At 69.2% G+C, this 19,379-nt stretch carries 22 protein-coding genes; all 22 read right to left on the bottom strand.

Annotated elements, in window-relative coordinates; genetic code table 11:
* Position 1: 1 nt before the first annotated feature.
* Positions 2-1,618 (bottom strand): putative phage tail protein, encoded by a 1,617-nt coding sequence (locus H566_RS28125; RefSeq protein WP_169732500.1) that lies wholly within the window; start codon positions 1,616-1,618, stop codon positions 2-4.
* A gap of 1 nt (position 1,619) precedes the next feature.
* The gene (locus tag H566_RS0107705; RefSeq protein WP_028310988.1) at positions 1,620-2,657 is read right to left on the bottom strand and encodes a baseplate J/gp47 family protein; all 1,038 of its coding nucleotides are present in this window, start codon (positions 2,655-2,657) and stop codon (positions 1,620-1,622) included.
* On the bottom strand, positions 2,647-3,096 hold the full coding sequence (locus tag H566_RS0107700) for a phage GP46 family protein (protein WP_028310987.1): 450 nt from the start codon (positions 3,094-3,096) through the stop codon (positions 2,647-2,649). Before H566_RS0107700 ends, H566_RS0107705 begins: the two co-directional genes overlap by 11 nt.
* A 16-nt stretch (positions 3,097-3,112) precedes the next feature.
* Entirely contained in the window at positions 3,113-3,754 is a 642-nt protein-coding gene (locus H566_RS23665) for a phage baseplate assembly protein V (protein WP_051378332.1), read from the bottom strand.
* The gene (locus tag H566_RS0107690; protein WP_028310986.1) at positions 3,744-4,814 is read right to left on the bottom strand and encodes a phage baseplate assembly protein; all 1,071 of its coding nucleotides are present in this window, start codon (positions 4,812-4,814) and stop codon (positions 3,744-3,746) included. The genes H566_RS23665 and H566_RS0107690 overlap by 11 nt, the downstream gene beginning before the upstream one ends.
* Positions 4,811-5,968 (bottom strand): DNA circularization protein, encoded by a 1,158-nt coding sequence (locus H566_RS0107685; RefSeq protein WP_028310985.1) that lies wholly within the window; start codon positions 5,966-5,968, stop codon positions 4,811-4,813. The genes H566_RS0107690 and H566_RS0107685 overlap by 4 nt, the downstream gene beginning before the upstream one ends.
* Entirely contained in the window at positions 5,968-7,743 is a 1,776-nt protein-coding gene (locus H566_RS0107680; RefSeq protein ID WP_028310984.1) for a phage tail tape measure protein, read from the bottom strand. Before H566_RS0107680 ends, H566_RS0107685 begins: the two co-directional genes overlap by 1 nt.
* Before the next feature lie 134 nt (positions 7,744-7,877).
* Positions 7,878-8,189: a phage tail assembly protein gene (locus H566_RS23660; protein WP_211238056.1), complete on the bottom strand. Its 312-nt coding sequence runs from the start codon at positions 8,187-8,189 to the stop codon at positions 7,878-7,880.
* Positions 8,186-8,545 (bottom strand): phage tail tube protein, encoded by a 360-nt coding sequence (locus H566_RS0107670; RefSeq protein WP_028310983.1) that lies wholly within the window; start codon positions 8,543-8,545, stop codon positions 8,186-8,188. The genes H566_RS23660 and H566_RS0107670 overlap by 4 nt, the downstream gene beginning before the upstream one ends.
* 33 nt (positions 8,546-8,578) lie before the next feature.
* Complete coding sequence (locus H566_RS0107665) at positions 8,579-10,075, bottom strand: phage tail sheath subtilisin-like domain-containing protein (protein ID WP_028310982.1); 1,497 nt, start codon at positions 10,073-10,075, stop codon at positions 8,579-8,581.
* Complete coding sequence (locus H566_RS0107660; protein ID WP_028310981.1) at positions 10,072-10,281, bottom strand: DUF2635 domain-containing protein; 210 nt, start codon at positions 10,279-10,281, stop codon at positions 10,072-10,074. The genes H566_RS0107665 and H566_RS0107660 overlap by 4 nt, the downstream gene beginning before the upstream one ends.
* 10 nt (positions 10,282-10,291) lie before the next feature.
* Positions 10,292-10,888 carry a phage tail terminator protein gene (locus H566_RS0107655; RefSeq protein ID WP_028310980.1) on the bottom strand — a complete coding sequence of 199 codons (597 nt, stop codon included), beginning with the start codon at positions 10,886-10,888 and terminating at the stop codon, positions 10,292-10,294.
* A gap of 14 nt (positions 10,889-10,902) precedes the next feature.
* Positions 10,903-11,409: a hypothetical protein gene (locus H566_RS27335; protein WP_051378327.1), complete on the bottom strand. Its 507-nt coding sequence runs from the start codon at positions 11,407-11,409 to the stop codon at positions 10,903-10,905.
* Entirely contained in the window at positions 11,406-11,774 is a 369-nt protein-coding gene (locus tag H566_RS0107645) for a phage head completion protein (RefSeq protein ID WP_028310979.1), read from the bottom strand. The genes H566_RS27335 and H566_RS0107645 overlap by 4 nt, the downstream gene beginning before the upstream one ends.
* A gap of 42 nt (positions 11,775-11,816) precedes the next feature.
* Positions 11,817-13,235, bottom strand: coding sequence for an SGNH/GDSL hydrolase family protein (locus H566_RS0107640; RefSeq protein ID WP_156924332.1), 1,419 nt, complete (start codon positions 13,233-13,235; stop codon positions 11,817-11,819).
* The gene (locus H566_RS0107635) at positions 13,235-13,498 is read right to left on the bottom strand and encodes a head-tail connector protein (protein WP_028310977.1); all 264 of its coding nucleotides are present in this window, start codon (positions 13,496-13,498) and stop codon (positions 13,235-13,237) included. The genes H566_RS0107640 and H566_RS0107635 overlap by 1 nt, the downstream gene beginning before the upstream one ends.
* Before the next feature lie 2 nt (positions 13,499-13,500).
* Entirely contained in the window at positions 13,501-13,740 is a 240-nt protein-coding gene (locus H566_RS29390) for a hypothetical protein (protein WP_028310976.1), read from the bottom strand.
* A 1-nt stretch (position 13,741) separates the two neighbouring features.
* Positions 13,742-14,998, bottom strand: a complete 1,257-nt coding sequence (locus tag H566_RS0107625; protein WP_028310975.1) for a phage major capsid protein — start codon at positions 14,996-14,998, stop codon at positions 13,742-13,744.
* A 64-nt stretch (positions 14,999-15,062) separates the two neighbouring features.
* On the bottom strand, positions 15,063-15,836 hold the full coding sequence (locus H566_RS0107620) for a head maturation protease, ClpP-related (RefSeq protein ID WP_028310974.1): 774 nt from the start codon (positions 15,834-15,836) through the stop codon (positions 15,063-15,065).
* Positions 15,805-17,142 (bottom strand): phage portal protein, encoded by a 1,338-nt coding sequence (locus H566_RS23650; RefSeq protein WP_245591303.1) that lies wholly within the window; start codon positions 17,140-17,142, stop codon positions 15,805-15,807. The genes H566_RS0107620 and H566_RS23650 overlap by 32 nt, the downstream gene beginning before the upstream one ends.
* Positions 17,142-18,830 carry a terminase large subunit gene (locus H566_RS0107610; protein WP_028310973.1) on the bottom strand — a complete coding sequence of 563 codons (1,689 nt, stop codon included), beginning with the start codon at positions 18,828-18,830 and terminating at the stop codon, positions 17,142-17,144. The genes H566_RS23650 and H566_RS0107610 overlap by 1 nt, the downstream gene beginning before the upstream one ends.
* Positions 18,831-18,833: 3 nt before the next feature.
* A complete protein-coding gene (locus H566_RS28865; RefSeq protein WP_156924330.1) occupies positions 18,834-19,325 on the bottom strand; it encodes a hypothetical protein in 492 nt (163 codons plus the stop codon).
* Positions 19,326-19,379: the final 54 nt, after the last annotated feature.

Below are 19,379 nucleotides of genomic sequence, written 5' to 3'. Positions count from 1 at the left end.
GTCATGACCCCATGTCGTAGTGCAGATAGGTGTGGGCTGGCGCGCAGCGCAGCAGCAGGCGCCGCAGACTCGACGGCAGCCAGGCTGCGGTGCGGACGATCCACGTGTAATGCCACTCGGTCTCGCCGAGCGGCGCGCCCATGGCCGAGCGGCCCAGCTCGAATGGACGGCACTCCTCGACCGTGACGGTGTAGCCAGCCGAAGCCGCGAGCCCGACGAAGTAGCCGACGCTCTGACCGCCGCGCGCCGCGTACTGCGCGACGACGGCCGCGCGGCGCTGCGCGAGCGTGGCGCCGGCGTCGGGCGTGATGCCTGCCTGCCCCTCGAACTCGCCAATCAGCGCCGTGGTGGTGACGGGGCACATGTCGAGCACGAGGGCATCGGCCGAGTCATGCACGCGCGTGCATTCGGCCGCGGCGCCGGCGAGCAGAGGATCGGCATCGAGCCAGGCAGGCCCGCGCGGCAGCAGCGCATGCAGCGCGGCCACGTACGCGGACGACAGCGTTTGCACGGCGACGGGCTCGGCAACGATGACCGTGGCCGTGTCGCTCGCCGCCGAAAACGCGGTGCTGCCGCCTGAGCTGGCGACGCTGGCCATGCCGCCGGCGCTGCCGCTGCTGCCGTCCCACGCGCGATACGTGAGGCTCGCCACTCCGGTGGCCGTGCCCGATGGCAGCAACCGGATGGCGGTGGTGGACGCGAGCAGCAGCGCGGCGGACTCGCTCACGGAGCCGATCGAGGTCCAGGTGCTGGCGCCCGAGGGGCGGTACTGCCATGCGCCTGCCGCGCCGGTCCAGCCCGTGATTGCGATGCCGGGGGGTGTGCCGTTGGCATCGCTCGCCGATGTCCCGAGCAGCGCCGCGACAGTGGTGCCGGCTGGGTCGGTGTCAGCGCTGCTGACGATGGGCAGCGCGGGCGCAGCTGGGGTCAGCACCGGAGCGGCGTTGATTGCACCAAGCGTCGATGCGAGGCGGACGGACGAGTAGTATGGGTCTGCCGCGTCGTAAGTCGGCTGGGTTGGCGTGTAGCTAGCTCCCGACGTGTACCGCTGCACGCCCGGCGTCCAACGCACGTCACTGATCACGCCGGGGAAAAATCCAGTGGCCGTGGCGCTGAGTCGCGACGCGCCGATGCGCACGTATGCAGGCGTCGTAGCCGTCGACGCCGTGTACTGATGGCTGTAGGCCAGGACGCCATCGATGTGCACCAGTCCGGCACCGGCTTGCACACTAAATGCGATGACATGGTTTGCCGCATCAGCGTAGTCAAAAGTGAATGACGACGATACGCCGTACCAAGCGGTAACAATGATGCCGCGCCCGGTCGTACCGCTGCGTTGCAGCGCGATCTCAAGCAACCGCGTGCCATCGGACTTGTACGCGCCGAACAGCACCAACTGATTGACGAAGTCAATGATGGGGCCAAGCACCGATGTGCGGAACACCAACTCCAGCGTCCCAGACGATGCGATCGCGAAATCGCCTAGGTTGTCCGTAACGTCGATGTACCCGGACGAGCCATCCAGCTGAGCGGCCGGGCCCCATCGGCCTGACGTGACTTGTGTCACCCCACCTACAGCCGTCAGCGTGTGCCGGCCGGTCAGATCAGCAAACGCCATATCAGCTCCAGGTGATGGTGCCCACCGTGGCGATCTCGCCAACGGCATGCGTGACATCGGCTGCCGGGCTCACGAGCGTGTGAGACGTCTCGCCGGCCGCCGATGACAGCGCTTGCACGAGGCGCGAGTGCGTGATCGTCGCGCCGGGCGCAGCCTCGGCCAAAATGAACGCCTCGAACGCCTCGGCCACGGCCATGCGCACGGAGGCGGTGTCGGGCACGAGATCGCTGATGACGAGGTTGAGGGGCGCTGCCACCGGCGCGAGCACGACGAGGCGCGCGGTGACGGGCCGGCGCGATGGCGCGTCGATGTAGCTCTGCACGGCGGCGACCTGCGCGCCGCTGGGGATGGCGCTGCCGGCCATGACGCGCACGTAGACGTAGGGCGGCGCAGTGGTGACCCAGGCGCGCGTGATGCCGTCGCACTCGAGCGCCCACGCCACGTAGTCGTCCTCGGCCCCGCCCTGTGGCGGGGACTGGATGCGGGCGGTGATGCGAGCGCTCAGGTCGTCGTCGGTCTCGGCATCGGCGCCGCCGACGAGCGCGCTGGCGATACCGGCAGCCTGCACGCCAGCGATGGGAGACACGAGCGTGAGCACCTGGCCCGCATCACGGTTGCCAGCGGCGCCGGCCTCGATGGCCTCGATGTTGACCGTGGTGCTGCTGCCGGTGGCAGTGACGCTGCCGGTAACGACGTACTCGACACCGTCGAGCGCCACGGCACGGCGGCCCGCTGTGATGACGGCGCCAGCCGTGGTCGTCAGCGTGAGCGTGCCGGCAGAGGTGGTTGCGGCCTTGCGCCCACCTGCCAGCCAGATGCTGGCCCAGCGATCGAGCGCCTCCGTATCGGAAGTGGACGGGATGGCTTGCGCGGCGGCCCACTGCTGGTAGCCGTACAAGCCATGGACGGCATAGCTGATGACGCGGCCGTACACCGGGGCCTCAGCCCGACGTAGGGCGTCACCGGTACCGAGGGAGCCGAGCAGATCGGCGTTGATGCGCGTGATCAGCGCCGGGAGCGTGGGGCGGTCATAGGCCATTGCGGATCTCGGTCCAGAGGTCGTCGTAGCGCAGCGCGAGCGGGCCGCCCGAGGCGCGGTTGACGGTGACGGTCATGCCGGCAGCGGTAAGGCCGAGGCGCTCGACGGTCACATCGATGGAGGTGGCAACGCCGTCGGCGGTGAGCCAGGCGAGCGCCTCGACGGCGTACTCGCGCGCGAGGTCGAGGGTGCGCTGGGTGAGCGTGGCTCGGGCCAGCAGCCAGAGGCGCGAGCCAATGCGGTCGCCGGACTCGTCGGCGTAGCTGTCGCCCCACCAGCCCATGCGCTCGTCGCCGGGCAGCTCGTCGTCGTCGTTGGCGCGGCGCCAGGAAAACAGACTGATGGCGACGGCACGGGCGAGCTTGGCGTCGGGATGCAGCGCGGGCGTGTAGCTGCGCCCGCCAACAGTGAGCGCGGCAGGGGTAGCGGTGTAGAGCATGGGGGCCTCTCGGGCGTCAAGACTGCTCGGTCGGCGGGTCGGTGGTGACGCTGTCGGTGCCGGCACGCACGCCGGTGATGGTGTGGTGATGGCCGTCGTACAGCGTGCGCATGCCGGCCATCGAGTGGGCGCCGTCCTGGTCGGTGACGTTGCCGGCGGCGCCGATGTTGGCGGCGCTGGTGATGTCGCCCAGGGCCGAGACGGCGGCGTCGCACGTAATGGCGCCGGTCACATGCATGGCGGCGTCGACGGTGAGCGTGGGCGTGTCGGTGATGAGCATCGGCTGCCCGGCGCCGCGCACGACGATGCCGTCGCGCGTGAGATGCACGCTCTGCCCGAGGTCGTCATACAGCGCGACCTCGCCGGCATCGAGCGGGATGCGGTAGCGCCGGTCGGCGATGGCGAGCACGACGCCGTGGGCGCGGTCGCCGTCAACGAACGCGGCCAGCACTTCGGCGCCGGGCAGCGGCGCGCTGGCGAGGCCGTAGCGCTCGAGATCGTCGAGGGCGTCGCGCGTCTCGTCGGCGAGCAGCCGGGCTTGCGCGCGGGGCAGGCCGTCGGCGGTGCTGCTGCCGGTGAGCACGCCGCGCGCGAGCAGGTTGCCGACGCGGCGGACGAGCGGCGCGAGCATGCGCGCGACAAGGCGGTCATTCGACATAGGGCACCTTCCGGGCCTTCTTCAAACGCTGCACCGGCACCGGCGTGATGTAGCCGGCGCGCGGGCCGACGAGCAGCCGGGTGAGCTGGCCCGAAGTGTCGAGCGACCACGTGACTTCGACGATCAACATGTCCTGATCCCAGCCGATGAGCGGGTCGCGCACGCGCACCAGGCGGTTGGGCTGCCACAACGCGCCGCTGCTCTGACGCCAGCCGCGCACGGTGTAGGTGGTGGCCTGCGCGCGGGCGCGGCGGTGGTCGCGCTCGTAGGTGGCGCGCTGCTGCACCGTGGTGCCGTCGGCCTGGCCGGACTGCCGCAGCATGAGGGTGCGGGGCCGGGTGACGGCGGGGTCGGTGGCGGTGGCGGAGGCGCCGTAGGTGTCGGCGATGTCGGCGCCGTCGCTTGCCGCGCTCTGGCCCTTGGCGATGTAGGTGCGGTACACGCGCGACTCGTCGAGGTCGGCGGCGCCGCGCAGGATGTTGTCGCCGAGGCGGAGCATGTCGTCGGTGCTCGTGCTGCCGACGTCGATGAGCACGAGGTCGCCGTCGGCGTTGTCGGTGGCGAGCAGGCCGCGCGGCGACAGCAGGCGGTCGAGCGATTCCTGCACCGTTTCGCCCTGCTCTATCGAGTGGTCGGCCACGGGCTGGGTGGTGCTGATCTCGGCCAGCACGCCGACGCCGTAGGAGCCGGCAAGCGCGGCGGCGATGGCCTCGACGCTGCTGCCGCGCCACTGGCCCGGCTTGTTGATGGCCGAGCAGTCCACGAGGTCGGCAGTGCGGCTGCGGCCCCGGATGGTGATGCTGACGCGCTCGCCGTCGTACTCGATGGGCGTGGCGTCGATCCAGCCGGTCATGACGCGATCGGCGCCGATACGGATTTCGCAGGCGTCGCCGGGGCGCACGGCGCGGCCGAGGGCGCTGACGTCAGCACCGGGCCAGCCGCGGGTGAGCTGCACGGTGAAGTCGCGCGCCATGCGCTCGATGCCGGCGGTGACACTGGCACTGAGCCAGCCGCCGTAGTCGGTGCCGGCGATGCGCAGGGTGATGGTGTCGTCGGTCATGTGCTGAGCACCTGGAGCGCGCGCGGCGGCACGAACAGAGGGTGCCGGATACGGTTGCGCGTGAGGATCTCGTCGGCGCGGGTGGCATCGGCGTAGAGGTCGTGGGCGAGCACCGCGACGGGCAGCACCGTGACGGGCGTGATGCTGCGCAGCCGGGCACTGTCGCGGGCGCGGGTGGCAACGTCGCGCAGCACGGCGCCGCGCAGGTCCACTAGCGCAGCGAACTCGCCGTCGGTTGCGGTGGCCAGCTCACCGTCGATGGCGGCGGCGATCCGTTGCGCGAGCTGCTCGGCATCGTCGGCGACGGGCAGCTCGGGCATGCGCGCGACCGAGGCGGCGGCCATGACGAGCAGCTGCTGCCGCACGAGGGTCTGCACGGCAGCATCGTTTCCAGACGTCTGGACAGCGGCGGGGGTGCCGGTGGCGGTGCTGCGCCGGCGCGGCAGGCGCGGCAGCAGGTCAAGGGCGCCGAAGGCCGAGCGCAGCAGCTCGCCGTAGTCGGCGGTGGTGATGCCGACGTACAGGTCGGCGATGCCCTGCGCGAGCGCGGCAGGCGTGCGCAGCAGGGTCTGCACGCTGGCGATGATGCCGGCGGGGCTGGCGACGCCCCAGGCGTGCTGCACGACGGCCAGGGCGTTCTGCACCGACGTGATGGCCGAGCCCTCGACGCTGTCGGGCAGCTCGGCGATCGAGATCTGATTGCCGGCGCTGGCGACCGACGCGGCGCCGGCAGCAGCGGCAGCGGTGGCGAGCTGCGAGTCGGTGGCGGCCGTGGCGGACGGCGACGACAGCTCGGCCGTCTCCGAAAACGAGAGCGCGAACCGGGCCATGCCGCCCTCCGCCTGGCTCTGCGAGCAGCGGTAGTCGGTGAGCACGACGGTGAGCGAGCCGAGCCACGGATGCACCAGCGTGCCCGGCCCGCCCTGCTCGCACGCGGCAAGCAGCGCGTCGCGCGCGGCCATGTAGTCGGCGCCGATGACGTAGGCCGTGACCGCGAACGTCCTGGCCTTGCGGCCGAGGTCGTCGAACCAGGGGCGGTCGCGCTGCGGGTATTCGTGCAGCTGGCCGCGCCGGCCACCGGCCATGTCGTCGGCCTCGACGTGCATGGGCACGCCGCGCCAGGTGGCGGGGCGCAGGGTGTCTCTCCAGCTCATCACGGGACTCCGAGGGCGGCGCTGCGGTAGCCGACGTCAGGGTTGAGGGCGACGCCGGGTTGGGAGGTGCGGCCGGTTTCGACGCGGGTGCCGGGCGGGGCGTTGTCGAACTTGACGGTGATTTCGCCGTTGAGCTGCTGCCGGCCGGTGGCGGCATCGAGCAGGCCGCCGCGCGGGCCGGCCGCGAGCAGGCGCTGGTCGGCCGCAGCCACGCCGGCGCCCAGCTTGCCGAGCGCCCACGAGGCGCCATCGAGCAGCGGCTGCACATAGGGCTGGACGCGCTGCCACAGGCTTGCAAACCACTGCACGATCGGCTCCCAGTTGCGGATGACGAACCCCAGCGGCGACCAGTCCACGATGGCCAGCAGGCCGTGCCAGAACAGCGTGAGCACCGGCTCGATCTTGTTCCACAGCCGCGCGAAAAACGGCCCGACCGTTGACCAGTTGGCCAGCAGCAGCCCGACGCCGAGCGCGGCCAGGCGCAGAAAAATTCCGAGCGGCGACATGGTGGCGGCGGCGCTGATGGCGGCAATGCCCCAGCTGACGCCAAGCGCGCCGATCTTGACCAGCGCGAGCACACCGACCATGGCCGTCAGCGTGCGGATGACGGCCGGGTTGGTGGCGGCCAGCTCGGTGAGGCGGTTGGCCATGACGCCGAGAAATTCGGCGAGCTGCTTGGCTTCCCCGCTGAAGGCCTGCCCGATCGCGGCCAGGCCGTTGACGGCCGAGCCGGTCATGGCGTCGAACAGGTTCTTGAGCGTGGCGAGTTGCGCGGCGACGCGGGTGTTGAGGTCGGCTTGCGCGCGCATCTTGTCGAGCGTCTCGCCGTAGCCGAGGGCGTTCTTCTCGATCAGCAGCGACACCGCTTGCAGCACTTCGGCATCGTCGCCGAACAGCTCCTTGAGGAGCCCGACGCGCTGCTGCGTCGTGAGCTTGCGCAGCTTGTCGAGCTGCTTGAACAGGTTGTCGAGGCCGCCGAACTCGCCCTTGCCGTTGGTGAAGTCGAGCTTGATGCCTGACTTTGCGCCGATGGCATTGGCCTTGCGGACCTTCTCCATGTCGAAGCCGGCGGCAATCACCTTGCGCATGGCATTGCCGGCGGCTTCGCCCGACATGCCGGCCTGGTCGGCCATGACGATCAAGGGCGCCAGCGCCTTGGCGCCTTCGAGGCCAGTCTTCTTGATCATGTCCATGGCAGGGCTGAGCTTTGCAAAGCCTTGCAGCATGTTCTCTGGATCGACGCCGAGATAGAACGTCCGCTGGATCACGTCCATGAGGCCGAGCATGTCGGTCGCCACGGTCTTGGTGCTGTCCTGCATCTTGGCGGCGAACTCGGCGGCAGCCTCGGGCGCCATCCTGAGCTGCACCGCGAGCAGCGCGGCCGACTCGCCCACGCCATCGAGAATCGATTGCGCCGGGATGCCTTGGCGCACCAACGTCGTCATCATGTTCTGGAAGTCGGCGGTGGTGCCGGGCAGCTTGTCGCCGAGCTTGTTGGCGAGCGCGGTGATGTGCTCGAACTCGTCGGCGACTTTGCCGCCCTCTCCCATGAGCGCGACGCGCAGACCGGTGGCGGCATCCTCCTGGTCTGCAAACGCTTTCAGGCTGACGCCGAGGCCGGCCGCGACGCCGGCGCCCATCGCGAGGCCGCCCTTGCCGAAGGCTGCGGCCTGGAGCTTCCAGTCCTTCAGCTTCTTGGCGGTGGCGGAGAGCATCGGCGACAGCTTGTCGATGCCCGAGATGAGGACTTTGAGGTCAAACGTCTTGCCGGCCATTCACTTCTCCCGGTTGAGTTGCTCCGCGATGCGCCCGGCCTGCTTGCACAGGTCGAGCGCGTCGTCGAGCGGCAGCGCGAGAACTTCGAGCGGGCTGATGTGCCAGAAGTACGCGACGTCGTGCAGCTGCTCGATCAGGAGCCTTGCGGCGACGTCGGGGTCGGCGCCGCAGAGGCCATGAAAAAACCGAGCACCGTCTGCGCGAGAGTGCTGATGTCCACCGGGTCGAGGGCGTCGATGGTGGACGGCGGCACGGCCGCAAGGCGGCTGGCGTACTTGCAGGCGATGCCGGCGTCGATCGCGACATCGCCGATGGCGGTGAGGCGGTAGGGGAAGCCGAGTTCCCGCACGTCCTTGCCGCTGGGGCGGCGCAGGGACAGCTCGGTGATGGTGTCGTCGCCGATGGTGACCGGCGATTCGAGGGGGATGATGGTCTTGTTGCTCACAGCCAGCGCCCCTTCAGGCCGTAGAACTCCAGGTCGGCAGTGCCGGCCTCGCTCTTGACGCCCGTGTCACCCTGCAACCACATGCCCGACAGCGAATAGACGCGGCCGTTGGCGAACTCCGCCGTGCCCTGCCCGTCCGTCATCTGCCGAAGCTTCTCGATCGGGAAGCCGGGCGTGGTGATGCCGGTCACCTTGATGTAGGGCGCGACCGGCGTTTCCTTGTAGCCGACGACGCCATCGGCGCCCATGACCGGCTCGCGCTTGAACTCGGTGAGCGGACATTCAACGTCGCCGGCGATCTCGATCAGTTCTCCGTCCACCTTCAGGTAGCAGACGCCAGCAGTTCTCTTGCCCATGAGGGCCTCCTTTCATTGCGCGCCGCGCGGCGCTCAGGCGTTGGCCGGGTACTGGAGCCGGAACTGGTTGAGCACCGCGAAGATGCGCAGCTGGTTGATGTAGTCCGGCGGGAACAGCACGTCCACGCGGTTGGGGTTGGTGGCGTTGCGCTCGACCACGAGGTACTTCGCGAACAGGTCGGCGTTCTCGACGTAGCCGGCAGCCTCCAGCTCGTCATACGCGGCGATCAGCTCGGCGCGCAGCACGGCCGGCGTGACGACCGGCACGCCCGGCGCGACGCGCGTGCCGTCGCTGGCCAGCAGATGGCGCGCGTACTTGCCGGTGATGCGCAAGCGCAGGGTGCGCAGCACGTAGGCGGCGGTGTGCAGCGTCTCGCTGTCCTGGTAGCTGTTGTCGGGTTGCCCGAGCGCGTTGGTGCGGTAGGTGGTGACGGCACGGGTGATGCGCTGCACGCCGTTGGTGACATAGCCGCACGCGAGACCGGAGGTGAGCAGCGATTGCTGCTCGGTGAGCGTCCAGCGGTCGGACGGGAGCGGCGGCAGAACGGCATCGAGCGCGCCGGTCTGCGTGGGCCGCGCCGCGTGGATGCGGATGTAGGCCGCGTTGCGCGCGGCATAGCTGGCCGCGATCTCCCAGGGCGGTGTCGGGTGGTTGGTCTCGGCAGCCCAGCAGCTCACGCGCGGGTCGTTGCGCGCGAGCCCGAACGTGACGTGCGAACCGAGGCTATCGCGGCGAGCGCCGTACACCACGCCGTAGATCTGCCGCGACCAGGACCAGCGACCGCTGGTCTCGCCCATCTCGGTGCCGATGGTGTCGAGCGAAGCGGTGTCGGCGAACGGCCAGGCGATGAAATCGAACTCGTTGTCGGCCATGGCCGCCACCGTGGCCGTGAACGTGGGCACGCCGCTGCCGCCGCTCATCTGCGCGATGGCGAGGCTGAGGCCGGTGGGCGTGGCCTCACCACCCTGCACGCCGCGGTAGTTGGCGATGATGCGGATGTCGTTGCCGAGCAGGCCGACATGGCGCGCGGTAAGCGTGACGACGCCGGCGGACGAGGTGGCGGTGACGGGCAGATCCGTGGCGGCGTTGACAGCGCTTGCAACCGCCGCCGCGATGACCGTGGCCGTGTCGCCCGACAGCACTGCGACCTGCACGCGCTGGCCGCCGATGTAGAGCGTGAGCGTGCCCGAGGCGGTGGCTGGGCCGGTGATGGTGAGCGTGCCGGTGGCGGCAACGCCGGTGGGCTCGCCCACCGCGATTGCCCACAGCTCGCCGAACGGGTCGGAGGCGAAGTACGCGGCGGCCATGCGCGCGAGCATGCTGCCCCGTCCGTAGTAGGCGATGGCGGCATCGAGGCTGAGGATGCGGCGCAGCTGTCCGACAGCCGCCGGCGTGCTGTTGAGCTTGTGGCCGACGATGAGCGACGGCTTGGCGGTGGCCGTGAGCGTGTTGGCCTGGCTGTTGTCCATCTCGGCCCAGAACAGCGGGACGGCGAGGTTGGACGGGATGCTGTTGAACGAGACGGTCATTGCGCGCTCTCGGTATCGGTGGCGGGCGCGGCGTCAGGCTCGACAGCAGCGGCGTCGGTGGCAGACGGCAGCACGAGGTCGCCATCGGCGATGCGGCGGGCCCAGTAGCTGGCGTCGGCGTTGATGTCGCGGCCCTCGGGCGGCACGACGCCGCCGCGCTCGGGGTCGGGCACGGTGCGGCCCGCGCCGGGGATGTAAAGGGGCATGTCGTGCTCCTTAGCTGGTGGAAAGGTCGATGCGGAGGGTGGCGTCGGCGCCGCCGGACGGGGCCGGCGGGCTGGTGGAACGGATGGCGTCGAGCACGAGGTCGATGCCATCCAGCGGCGGCAGGGCCGCGAGGTCGCGCGCCTGGCGCGTGGCGGCGTCGGGGGCGACGACGCCGTGCAGCTCGGTCACGGCCTCGAACTCGTACTGGTAGTGCAGGCGCGCGCGCGTCATGCGCAGCAAGCCGCCGCCGCGGTAGGTGATGCCGTCGTAGTCATCGCCGCTGTCCGCGGGCGGTGCCCAGCCGATGAGGGCGGCCCACAGCTCGGCGCGCAGCTCATGCACGGCGTCCATGGTGGATTCCTGACCGCGCTCGTCGAGGGCGTTGGAGACGACGACGACGACGCCGAAGCCGTCGGTGATCTGCTGCCAGGTGCCGGTGGCGGAGCGATTGGCGCCGCCGTCGTCGTCGAGGGGGACGACGTAGGCGCAGGGCACGGCCATGCGGTCGTTGTCGGCGACGGCCTGATAGCTGGCCGCGCCGGCGACGCGGCCGGCGAACGAGGGGGCGCGCGCCCGCAGCTCGTCGATGATGAGGCTGAGGCGCATGAGGGCGGCTCCGGCTATTCGATGTGTTTCAGGCCCTCGGCCATGGCTTCGGTGATGGCGTCGCGGATCTGCATCTCGCGGGCGATGGCGGCGTCGAGCACGTAGTTGCTGCGCGGGGCGATGCGCCAGTCGGCGCCGTTGTCGTGCTGCTTCTGGTGGTCGCGGCGCCGGTGGGCGCCGACGCGCACGCCGTAGTAGAGGATGGCGGGGTAGTAGCCGTCGTCGCTCGGGCTGATGCCGAGCAGGTTGCGGTCGGGGAAGATCGCGGCCGACATGCCCGACTTGCTGGGCTTGGCGGTGATGGACTTCTGCAGCGCGCCGGTGTCCTTGCCCGGGTACTCGCCGGGCCGGCTGACGGCGGTGCGCGCGACGAGCTGGCGTGCGGCCTTGGCAACGGCGCGGGCTTCGCGACGGATCGCCTTACGGAGCGGGCCGCGCTTGAAGTCGAGTTTCTCCAGGCCGTAGGCGTTGACGTGGATGATCGCGCCTTCGCGTTCGAGGTTGCGTTTGGCCCAGCTCATTGGATCTGCTCCACGTCGGCGATGAGCCATTCCCGCCTGCCAGCGAGCGCCGACATGCGCTTGACGCGGTAGAGGGCGCCGCCGTGGCTGACTTCCCAGTCGGTGCCGATCTGCGCGAGCGCGGCGCTGTACCGGATCGCGATGCGATGGGTGACGGTGTCGGCGGCGCCCATGCCCACCTGCACGCCGTCACGCCAAGCCTGGAGGCCGACGGGCGTGACCTTGGCCCAGCGGGTGTGCTCTGCGCCGTAGTCGGCGGAGGTGCCCCGGCCGAACGCGGCCGGCAGGTCCGTGCGCGGGCGGAAGGTGACGCGGTGGATCAGCTCGCCTTGCGTCGGTGCGGGCGGGATGACGAGGGTGGCCATGTCAGCAGCTCGGCTCTGTGGCGGCGCCGTAGCGGCGGTACTTCATACAAAGAACGGCTGCAGGGCCGCCACTTCGAGCGCGCTGATGGCGGCATAGCCCGCGTCGTTGTAGTGGACGCCGTCGCCGCTGTTGTAGGCCGCGAGCAGCGTGCGGTAGCCGGTGGCCGGGTCATCGATCACGGTTGCGGCATCGATGAGGATGGCGTTCGGCAACGACTGAATGTTGTCTCGCAGCCGCTGGTTGAGGGCGCGGCGATAGACGTCGTTCGTCGCGGACAGGTTGTGCGCGGGCGATGTGCGGATGAGCGAGACGATGCCGAGCGAAGCGGCATAGGCCACGGTCTGGCAGGTGTCGGTCCAGCAGCGCTCAATCATCGCCAGCGCCGCCGTGGTGCTGAGCGAGCCGGTCAGGCTGTTGGGAGAGCCGACCTCCAGCCCCATGACCTCGGGGCGCAGGGCCGGCTCGGCGAGCGTGTTGCGGATGGTCGCCATCGATGCCAGGTGCGTCTGGCCAGCGATGGCATGGCAGGCCCAGCTTGTGACGAGCGTGGAGCGGCGCAGCGCCTGCGCTGTGCGCATGATCGAACCCGCGTAGTCGCCGGTCGAGCCAAGGCCCTGTCCGCGGCTGTCACCAAACGCGGCGAGGCCGAGCGTGGCGGCCTGATACCACGCCCGCACGGCCACGATCACGTCTTGATGGCCGACCAACAGCAGCGACGTGCCGGGCTTGCTGGCAATCGCGTCGCCCTGCTGCGTGTAGCCAGCGGTCTGGTGGCCGCCGTACAGCGAGGGATTGGCGTTGATCGCGGTGATGCGGGTAGCGCTGCCCAGCAGGCCAGTCTCGACGCTGTCGGCCACCGACACGAGCCAGCGCGTCATCGGCGTCGCGCCGCCATCGGTGCGCGCAGTGTCGGGGATGCTGACGGGATCGCCCGCGAGCAGCCCCGGCATGACCTCCGCACTCTGGAGCGTGCCGATCGACGCCACGGGCACGATGCCCGAGGCCGATGAGCCGGCCGCGAACGAGCCATTGACCCAGCGGCCGGCCGCCTGGATTGCGGCGATGGTCTGGGACTGGTGCGCACCGGCCGTGCCCACGGCCCACTTGTTGATGGTGAGCGGGTTGGTGCGCGACCAGTTGCCGAACACAGGCTGAAGCGCGAGGTGAGGCGCGTCGACGCTCCGCTCGACGTCGAGCGTCCGGCCCGTGCCAGCACCAGCCGACAGCGTCTGCGATGCCAGCGTGCTGTACAGCCGCACCACGCCGGAGCGGCCCAGCATCGGCATGACGACATTGCCGATGCGGCGCGATGTGATGCCAGGGGAGAACCAGGGCACACCGCCGGTGAGGTCGGTCGTGGCAAGACCCGCCGCAACCAGCTGAGCCTCCTCGGCGGCGGTGAGCGACACCGCCGCGCCGAGCGCGTACTGCCCCCATGGGGTCAAGAATCGAATGGTCATCAGTACGTCCTGTGCGGGTCGAGCAGCCGTGCCATGAACGGCGACGGCGCGGCTTCCGAGCCTGGGTTAGAGAGCCAGTGCGACACCACCGCCGCGCACCACTGCTGCACGGCCTCGGGCATTTCCTCGGTCAAGTAGTCGATGCCCGTCTCGTGCGATGCCATGGCCGTCGCGGCTGTCACCATCGTCGGCAACTGGCCGTCGAACTCGGTGCCGTCGATGCGGCACCAGCTCTTGACGAGCGCGAGATCGGGCGCGGGCACGGTCAGGCCTTGGCGGAGAGCGTCACGACCTTGGCGCCCTGTTCGAGCGCATAGGCCACGGCATCGGCGTTGCTGTCGATCTGGTCGCCGAGCAGCGCGAGCGCATCGGCGAGGCCTTCGACGACGCAGCCGCACGGCAGAAGCGGCGTGATCACGTCGACAAGCACGCGGGCGCGGATCAGTTCGGCCGGCGCTTCGACAGCCGGCTCGTCGGCCGGCGCGGGAGAGGTAACGCGCGCCATATCAGGTCGCCGAGTTCTGGTAGTACTTCACAGCGCCGCCGGCATCGATCAGGTTTCCACCCTGGCGCTGGAAGGCGACGAAGCCGATCTGGCCATTCAGCGTGAACGCGCTGTCGGTCATGCGGAACAGGGTCAGGTCCATGACCATCCGGCGCTTGTACTTCTTGAAGTCGCCGAAGAGGATCGACTTCGCATTCGCCGCCATCACCGGCATGTCCTGATTGATGATGATCGGCCGGCCGAGCAGGCGATCAGGCGCGCCGCCGGGATTGCCCGTCTCGTAGCCGGGCACGAAGATGGGACGACCCTGCGTGTCCTTGAGCTTGCGGAAGCCCTTGAGCGTGGTGTCGTGGAACATCCACGACACGCTCTGCCGACCACGATAGGCAGGATCGACGCTGTGCTCCAGATCGACCAGATCGTCATACCCGGCGCTGACCGTGCTGCCTGTCGAGCCGACCTTGCCAGCGGCTGCGGCAGGCACCAGGCCGCGCGGCTGTCCCGTGCCGGTACCGGTGGTGTAGTGAAGGCTCGTGATGCGACCGAGACGCATCGCCAGGATGTCCTGCACGTAGGACTCGATGTCGATGAAGCTGTCCTGCACCAGTTCGAACGGCAGCGCGATCTTCTTCGACGAGTACTTGAAGACGTCGAGCGTCGTGTTTCCGAACGTCGTGTCCTGACCATTGACGGCCGAGTTCTGACCCACGATCTCGCCCGTCTCGGCCGTCGCATCCGCGGTCGGGAAGTTCATCTGCATGCCGGTCGCGGTGCGGATGGTGTCCACGGCGTCGAAGATCGCGCCATAGGACTTGAGCGCAGCTTCGAGCGAGCGTTGGTATTCCGGCGCGGTGGTGTATCCGCCCTCGGCGCTGGTGGTGGTGGACATCGCCGCACGGATGTCGGTGTTCACGCGAGCCGACATGCGGCCACGCTGCTCGGCCGACAGCGCGTTGACGCCACCCGACAGATACGCGCGCAGCGCGGCGTTCTCGTCGGGATTGTCCTGGCGCGCCGGGTCCTTGGTGTGGCGGTTGCGCAGCTCGTCATGGTCGAGGTTCTCGACCGCGAGCTGGGCGATCTTGGTCTCGCGATCCATCGCGGCGCGCAGGTCGGTGATTTCGCCGACGAGTTTGTCGATCTTTTCGGCCTCAGCCGCGGGCATCGCCTTGTCGGCGCCGTAGCCGTCGTTGATCTTGTGCACTTCGGCCACGAGGGTGTTGTGGCGCTCGCGCAGGGCTTGGAGCTTGGTGCTCATGCGGTTCTCCAGAAATGGAAAAGCCCGCTCAAGGCGGGCTCTTGGGGTTCGCTGCGCGGGCGCGCTAGACGATCGGGGCGAGGTCCAGCAACCGGATGCGCTGCTGCATGCGCGCGCGGCGCTCGGCGCTGATGACCTCGGGTTCGGTGAGTGCAGCATCGGGCGTTGCGGCCGGCGCCCGAGCGTAGGCGCCGAGCATCCAGGCACTGGCCTTAGCCTGCTTGGCCGCCTTGTCGACCGGCTCGGCGATGGCGGTCACGAAGCCCGCAGCCATCGCCTCCTCGGAGTTGAACCAGGTCTCCGCCTTCATCTGCGCCTCGATGCCGGCCGCGTCCATGCCGGTGAAGTCGGCGTAGGTCGCCAGCAGGCCGGCGTCGGCCTTTCGCAGCAGCGCGGAGGTGGCGTCCATGTCGTCGGCGTTGCCGATGGCGAAGGTCCACGACTGGTGAATCATGTACATGGCCTTCGGCGCGGCAATCACCTCGTTGCAAGCGCATGCAATGGCCGTGGCAGCACTGGCGGCGACGCCGTCGATGTGGCCGACGATCGCGGCCGGATGCTCGCGCAGCGCTTGGCTGATCGCCTCGGACGCAAACACGTCGCCGCCCGGGCTGTTGATGCGCAGGTGGATGACATCGGCCTCGATGGCGGCCAGCGCGGGCACGAAGTCCTGCGGGCAGACGCCGCCGAACCACTCGGCCGACGCGCGGTCGCCGACGATGGCGTCGTAGAGGTAGACCGTGGCCTCGTTGCTGCCTGCGGCGCGCACGATGCGCGACTCGACGGGCGAGAACGGCCGGCGGTTCTCAGCCAGCAGGCGGAGGAGTTGGTTGCGCATTGGGCGCTCCGTTGTTGATGGTGTCGCCGCCTTCGATGGGCGGCAACTTGTCCTCGCGCCGCACCTCGTTGACCTTCAGCCAGCCGGGTTCACCGGCGCGGCCGAGCGCAATTCGGTAGGCCTCGTAGCGGCTCTTGAGGTCGCCGCGTTCCAGCGCCGACCGGTCGAACTCGACGAAATAGCGCTCGCGGCTCGGCCACACCTTGCGGTTGAACTCCTGCTCGATGGCGCGCAGGTGGCGCTGCATCGTGTAGCGGATGAAGCCGATGCCCTGCTGCTCGATGCCGCTGCCCCAACTCGTCGTCTTGTCGGTATGCCCGACCATGTGTGGCGGCACGCCGAGGATTCGGCAGATCTCCTCGACGGTGAAGAGGCGCGTCGCCAGGACCTCCGCGTCCTTCGGGTTGACAGAGAGCTGCGCCGGCTTGAGGCCGCCGGTGAGGATCAGCGGCACGCGGCTGTTCGCGCCGCCCGTGAGCTTCGCCGCGAGTGACGCGCGCAGCTGCGCGAGCTGCGCGTCGTTCAACCGACCCTCGGTGGCCAACGCATAGTCGAACGTGGCGCCACCGTTGAAAAAGCGCGCGTTGTAGGCCTCGCCGGCGATGGCCGTGCCGATCGCCTCGCGCGCTGCGTACGTGATCGGGCTCGGGCTCGTCAGTCCGTCGAAGCCCAGGCTTGGCACGTGGATCATGTCCTCGGGCTGCACGACACGCACGCGGCCGGCCTCGCCCACGCGGTAGGCGACGCGGCGCTGCGTCGAGTCGACGAAGAACGGCGTGACCGACAGCGGGTGATGCGGCAGCCAGCCGATGACGCGCGGGCTGTATTGGCTCGGCCGCAGCAGCTCGGCGAATCCATCGCCGTGGAAGAGCTTCGCACTGACCAGGTACTCCATGGCCGAGAACGACGACATGACGTCGTTTGCCTCCTCGTTCAGCAGCCACCAGTAGGCGTGCGGACTGCCCTTGTCCTCCGCGCGCTCGCGCACGGCGCCGGCACGTCGGTAGATCTCGAACGGTAGCGAGGCTGCGGCACCGGCGATGAGGGCGACGCAGCCGTAGACCGCCGAGACGCGCATGGCCGCTGTCTCGGTCACGTTCACGCCGGCCTGCGCCGTGTTCACCGCGCCGAGCATCGCGGCCAGTTCCTCGACGTTGAGGTTGGTGGTGACGCTGTTCTCGCCCAGGGCCTGCGGGGCGAGCGCCGGCTCGTTACGCGCCGGCGCTGGTGGCGGCGGCGGCGGCGGACGCAATGCGCCCATGGCGCGCGACAGCCAGCCGCCCGCGCTCGTGGTCGTTCGCGTCATCAGAGGTCCAGAAGAATCACCCCAGGCACGGCGCCAGCCATGGCTTCGGGGTTCAGTGCCATCAGGCTCACGGCGTCGAACACGGCCATGAGCGGATCAATCTTGGCGCTGCCGCTCGCCTGCTTGGTGATGCTCACGGCGTTGCCCACCTGCACGGTCTTCGCATTGCTCACGCTCCAGGCCATCAACGGCCGTCCGGCATGCACGAGTTCGCGCGCGGCGACGCGGCGCTCTGCCGTCTTGATCGCGCCGTTGAGCTTCCAACCCTGGCTGATCGCGACGATCTGCGCCTCCTCGATGCCGCGATCAGTGCTCAGCAGCTCCTCGACGATCGCGCCGATGCCGGCGGCGTCAACGCCGATAGCCGCCTTCTCGGGCAGCAGGCCTGCGTCGTTCACCCGGCACACGATGTCGGCCACCTCGGCGACGTCCTGCCCGGGCGTGTCCACGATGACCAGGTCGCCGTCGGCCGCGAAGTCGAGCAGGCGCGGCGCGATGTCCTTCCGGCGCTCCAGCGCAATGCGGTGCGCCCACGCCCTCACCCACAGCAGCCAGCGTCGCGTGGCGGCGCATCGTCCGATCACAGCTAGCCCGAGCAGATCGTCGAGCCCGCCGCCATCAATGCCGACCGTCGCCACCTCACTGCGCGCCAGCAGCTCTTCGAGGGACACCAGTGCCGGCTCGCTGCCGGCCGCCTCCCAGAAGTCCGCGCCAGCCCAACGGTCAGAGCGCAGGTTCAGACCGATCTCGACGTTCAGGTGCTTCGCGAGGAAGACTTGCAGCGTCCCATCGGTCTTGTGCAGGCGCTTGCGCAGCTCGTCTTCCAGCCACTCGCGGCTGACCGAACGGCCGAGGTTGGGATTGACGATGTGGAAGTTCGCCGGGTCGAGATAGGCCTTGCGCTCGATGAGCTCACGCGGAAACTCGTAGAGCACGCCCAGCGACTTCGGGTCGTCGATCTTCCCGTCACGCACATCGCGGTAGTAGTCGAGCTTCTCCTTGAACACCCCGGCGGGTGGATCGTCGCTCTGCGTCGTCAGGTAAATGACGAACCCTTCGTCTCGCGACACCTGGCCGCCAAGCGCCTCCATGAACATCGCCGCAGCGTTCGGGCGCTTACCGAACAGCCAATGCTCGTCGACCAGGATGCGGCCCGACTTCTTGCCCGACACCGTCTCGCTGTCGGCGGCCACGACCTTGAGGGAGGCTTTCGTCGTGCGATGCGTGATCGTGCGTAGATGGTCTTGCACATGGAACAGGGCCGACAGCTCGGCGTCTGCCCGCACCATGCCGGCTGCCGGCTTGAACGAGTTGTTCGCGACCTCCATCGTCGGCGCGAGGATCAGGTGCTCCTCGTCCTCGCGCCAGCAGAGGATGACCGCCGTCAGCATGATTCCCGCGGCGATCGTGGACTTGGTGTTCTTCTTCGAGATCAGCAGGTAGAACTCGCGGATCAACTGCCGACCGGTCTCGCCGTCATAGGCGCCGAAGATGGCGCCCACGAAGTCGAACACCCACTGTTCGGCGCACTCGCCGAAGGTCGGCTTTCCCGGCAGGTCGACGACGCGCAGCTCCTTGAAGATCGCGAGCGCGTGCTCGGCCTGGTCGCGGTAGATCGGTGGCGGGATGATCGACGCGCTCAGGATCAGGCGCTGTTCCCAGTCTGGGCAGGCAGTCGTCCATCGCATGCGTTACACCTTCTTCCCGCCGCTGGCGATCAGCTTCGGAGGCGTCGCCGGCCCGAATCGACCAGACCCAGCAGCCTTCTGGGCCGCCGCCTGGCGCTCTTCCTTTTTGCCGCCCTCGCCCTTCTTCTGGTGGACATAGGGCGCGGCGATGTTGGCGGCCTGCAGCCTCAAGCGCATGTCGGCGCTCCGGTCACGCACCACCTGCAGCAGCAGATCCAGCGGCGTCATCTCGCTCAGGTCTTCCGGGCGCTCCTTGCCAAACGGCCAGCCCGGCGGCGCATCGGCGGTCTTGAATCCCTCGGCATCCACAGCTGCCGGCGGCTTCGAGGACTTCTTGGTTGCAGGCTTTGCGTCCCCGTCGTCTGCGTTCTTGCGCGGCCGGCCAGCACCGGGCCTTGCTCCACCCCTTGGCATGCCGTCACCTCGTTTGATTCTTTGAATTCCGCTCGTCGCCAAATTCAAACGAGGGGAAAAATTCTCTGCGTGGGGAACCACGCGGTTTCCGCCCCCCGGCCTTCCAGACTTTCGACGCCCCCCCGGGGTGGCTGC

It is taken from the genome of Derxia gummosa DSM 723, assembly GCF_000482785.1.
GTDB lineage: Bacteria > Pseudomonadota > Gammaproteobacteria > Burkholderiales > Burkholderiaceae_E > Derxia > Derxia gummosa.
This window is presented reverse-complemented; position numbering and strand designations above follow the sequence as displayed.

Coding starts and splice junctions, on each gene's coding strand:
- H566_RS28125 (WP_169732500.1), bottom strand. CDS start 1,618: ATGGCGTTTGCTGATCTGACCGGCCGGCACACGCTGACGGCTGTAGGT.
- H566_RS0107705 (WP_028310988.1), bottom strand. CDS start 2,657: ATGGCCTATGACCGCCCCACGCTCCCGGCGCTGATCACGCGCATCAAC.
- H566_RS0107700 (WP_028310987.1), bottom strand. CDS start 3,096: ATGCTCTACACCGCTACCCCTGCCGCGCTCACTGTTGGCGGGCGCAGC.
- H566_RS23665 (WP_051378332.1), bottom strand. CDS start 3,754: ATGTCGAATGACCGCCTTGTCGCGCGCATGCTCGCGCCGCTCGTCCGC.
- H566_RS0107690 (WP_028310986.1), bottom strand. CDS start 4,814: ATGACCGACGACACCATCACCCTGCGCATCGCCGGCACCGACTACGGC.
- H566_RS0107685 (WP_028310985.1), bottom strand. CDS start 5,968: ATGAGCTGGAGAGACACCCTGCGCCCCGCCACCTGGCGCGGCGTGCCC.
- H566_RS0107680 (WP_028310984.1), bottom strand. CDS start 7,743: ATGGCCGGCAAGACGTTTGACCTCAAAGTCCTCATCTCGGGCATCGAC.
- H566_RS0107670 (WP_028310983.1), bottom strand. CDS start 8,545: ATGGGCAAGAGAACTGCTGGCGTCTGCTACCTGAAGGTGGACGGAGAA.
- H566_RS0107665 (WP_028310982.1), bottom strand. CDS start 10,075: ATGACCGTCTCGTTCAACAGCATCCCGTCCAACCTCGCCGTCCCGCTG.
- H566_RS0107660 (WP_028310981.1), bottom strand. CDS start 10,281: ATGCCCCTTTACATCCCCGGCGCGGGCCGCACCGTGCCCGACCCCGAG.
- H566_RS0107655 (WP_028310980.1), bottom strand. CDS start 10,888: ATGCGCCTCAGCCTCATCATCGACGAGCTGCGGGCGCGCGCCCCCTCG.
- H566_RS27335 (WP_051378327.1), bottom strand. CDS start 11,409: ATGAGCTGGGCCAAACGCAACCTCGAACGCGAAGGCGCGATCATCCAC.
- H566_RS0107645 (WP_028310979.1), bottom strand. CDS start 11,774: ATGGCCACCCTCGTCATCCCGCCCGCACCGACGCAAGGCGAGCTGATC.
- H566_RS0107640 (WP_156924332.1), bottom strand. CDS start 13,235: ATGACCATTCGATTCTTGACCCCATGGGGGCAGTACGCGCTCGGCGCG.
- H566_RS29390 (WP_028310976.1), bottom strand. CDS start 13,740: ATGGCGCGCGTTACCTCTCCCGCGCCGGCCGACGAGCCGGCTGTCGAA.
- H566_RS0107625 (WP_028310975.1), bottom strand. CDS start 14,998: ATGAGCACCAAGCTCCAAGCCCTGCGCGAGCGCCACAACACCCTCGTG.
- H566_RS0107620 (WP_028310974.1), bottom strand. CDS start 15,836: ATGCGCAACCAACTCCTCCGCCTGCTGGCTGAGAACCGCCGGCCGTTC.
- H566_RS23650 (WP_245591303.1), bottom strand. CDS start 17,142: ATGACGCGAACGACCACGAGCGCGGGCGGCTGGCTGTCGCGCGCCATG.
- H566_RS0107610 (WP_028310973.1), bottom strand. CDS start 18,830: ATGCGATGGACGACTGCCTGCCCAGACTGGGAACAGCGCCTGATCCTG.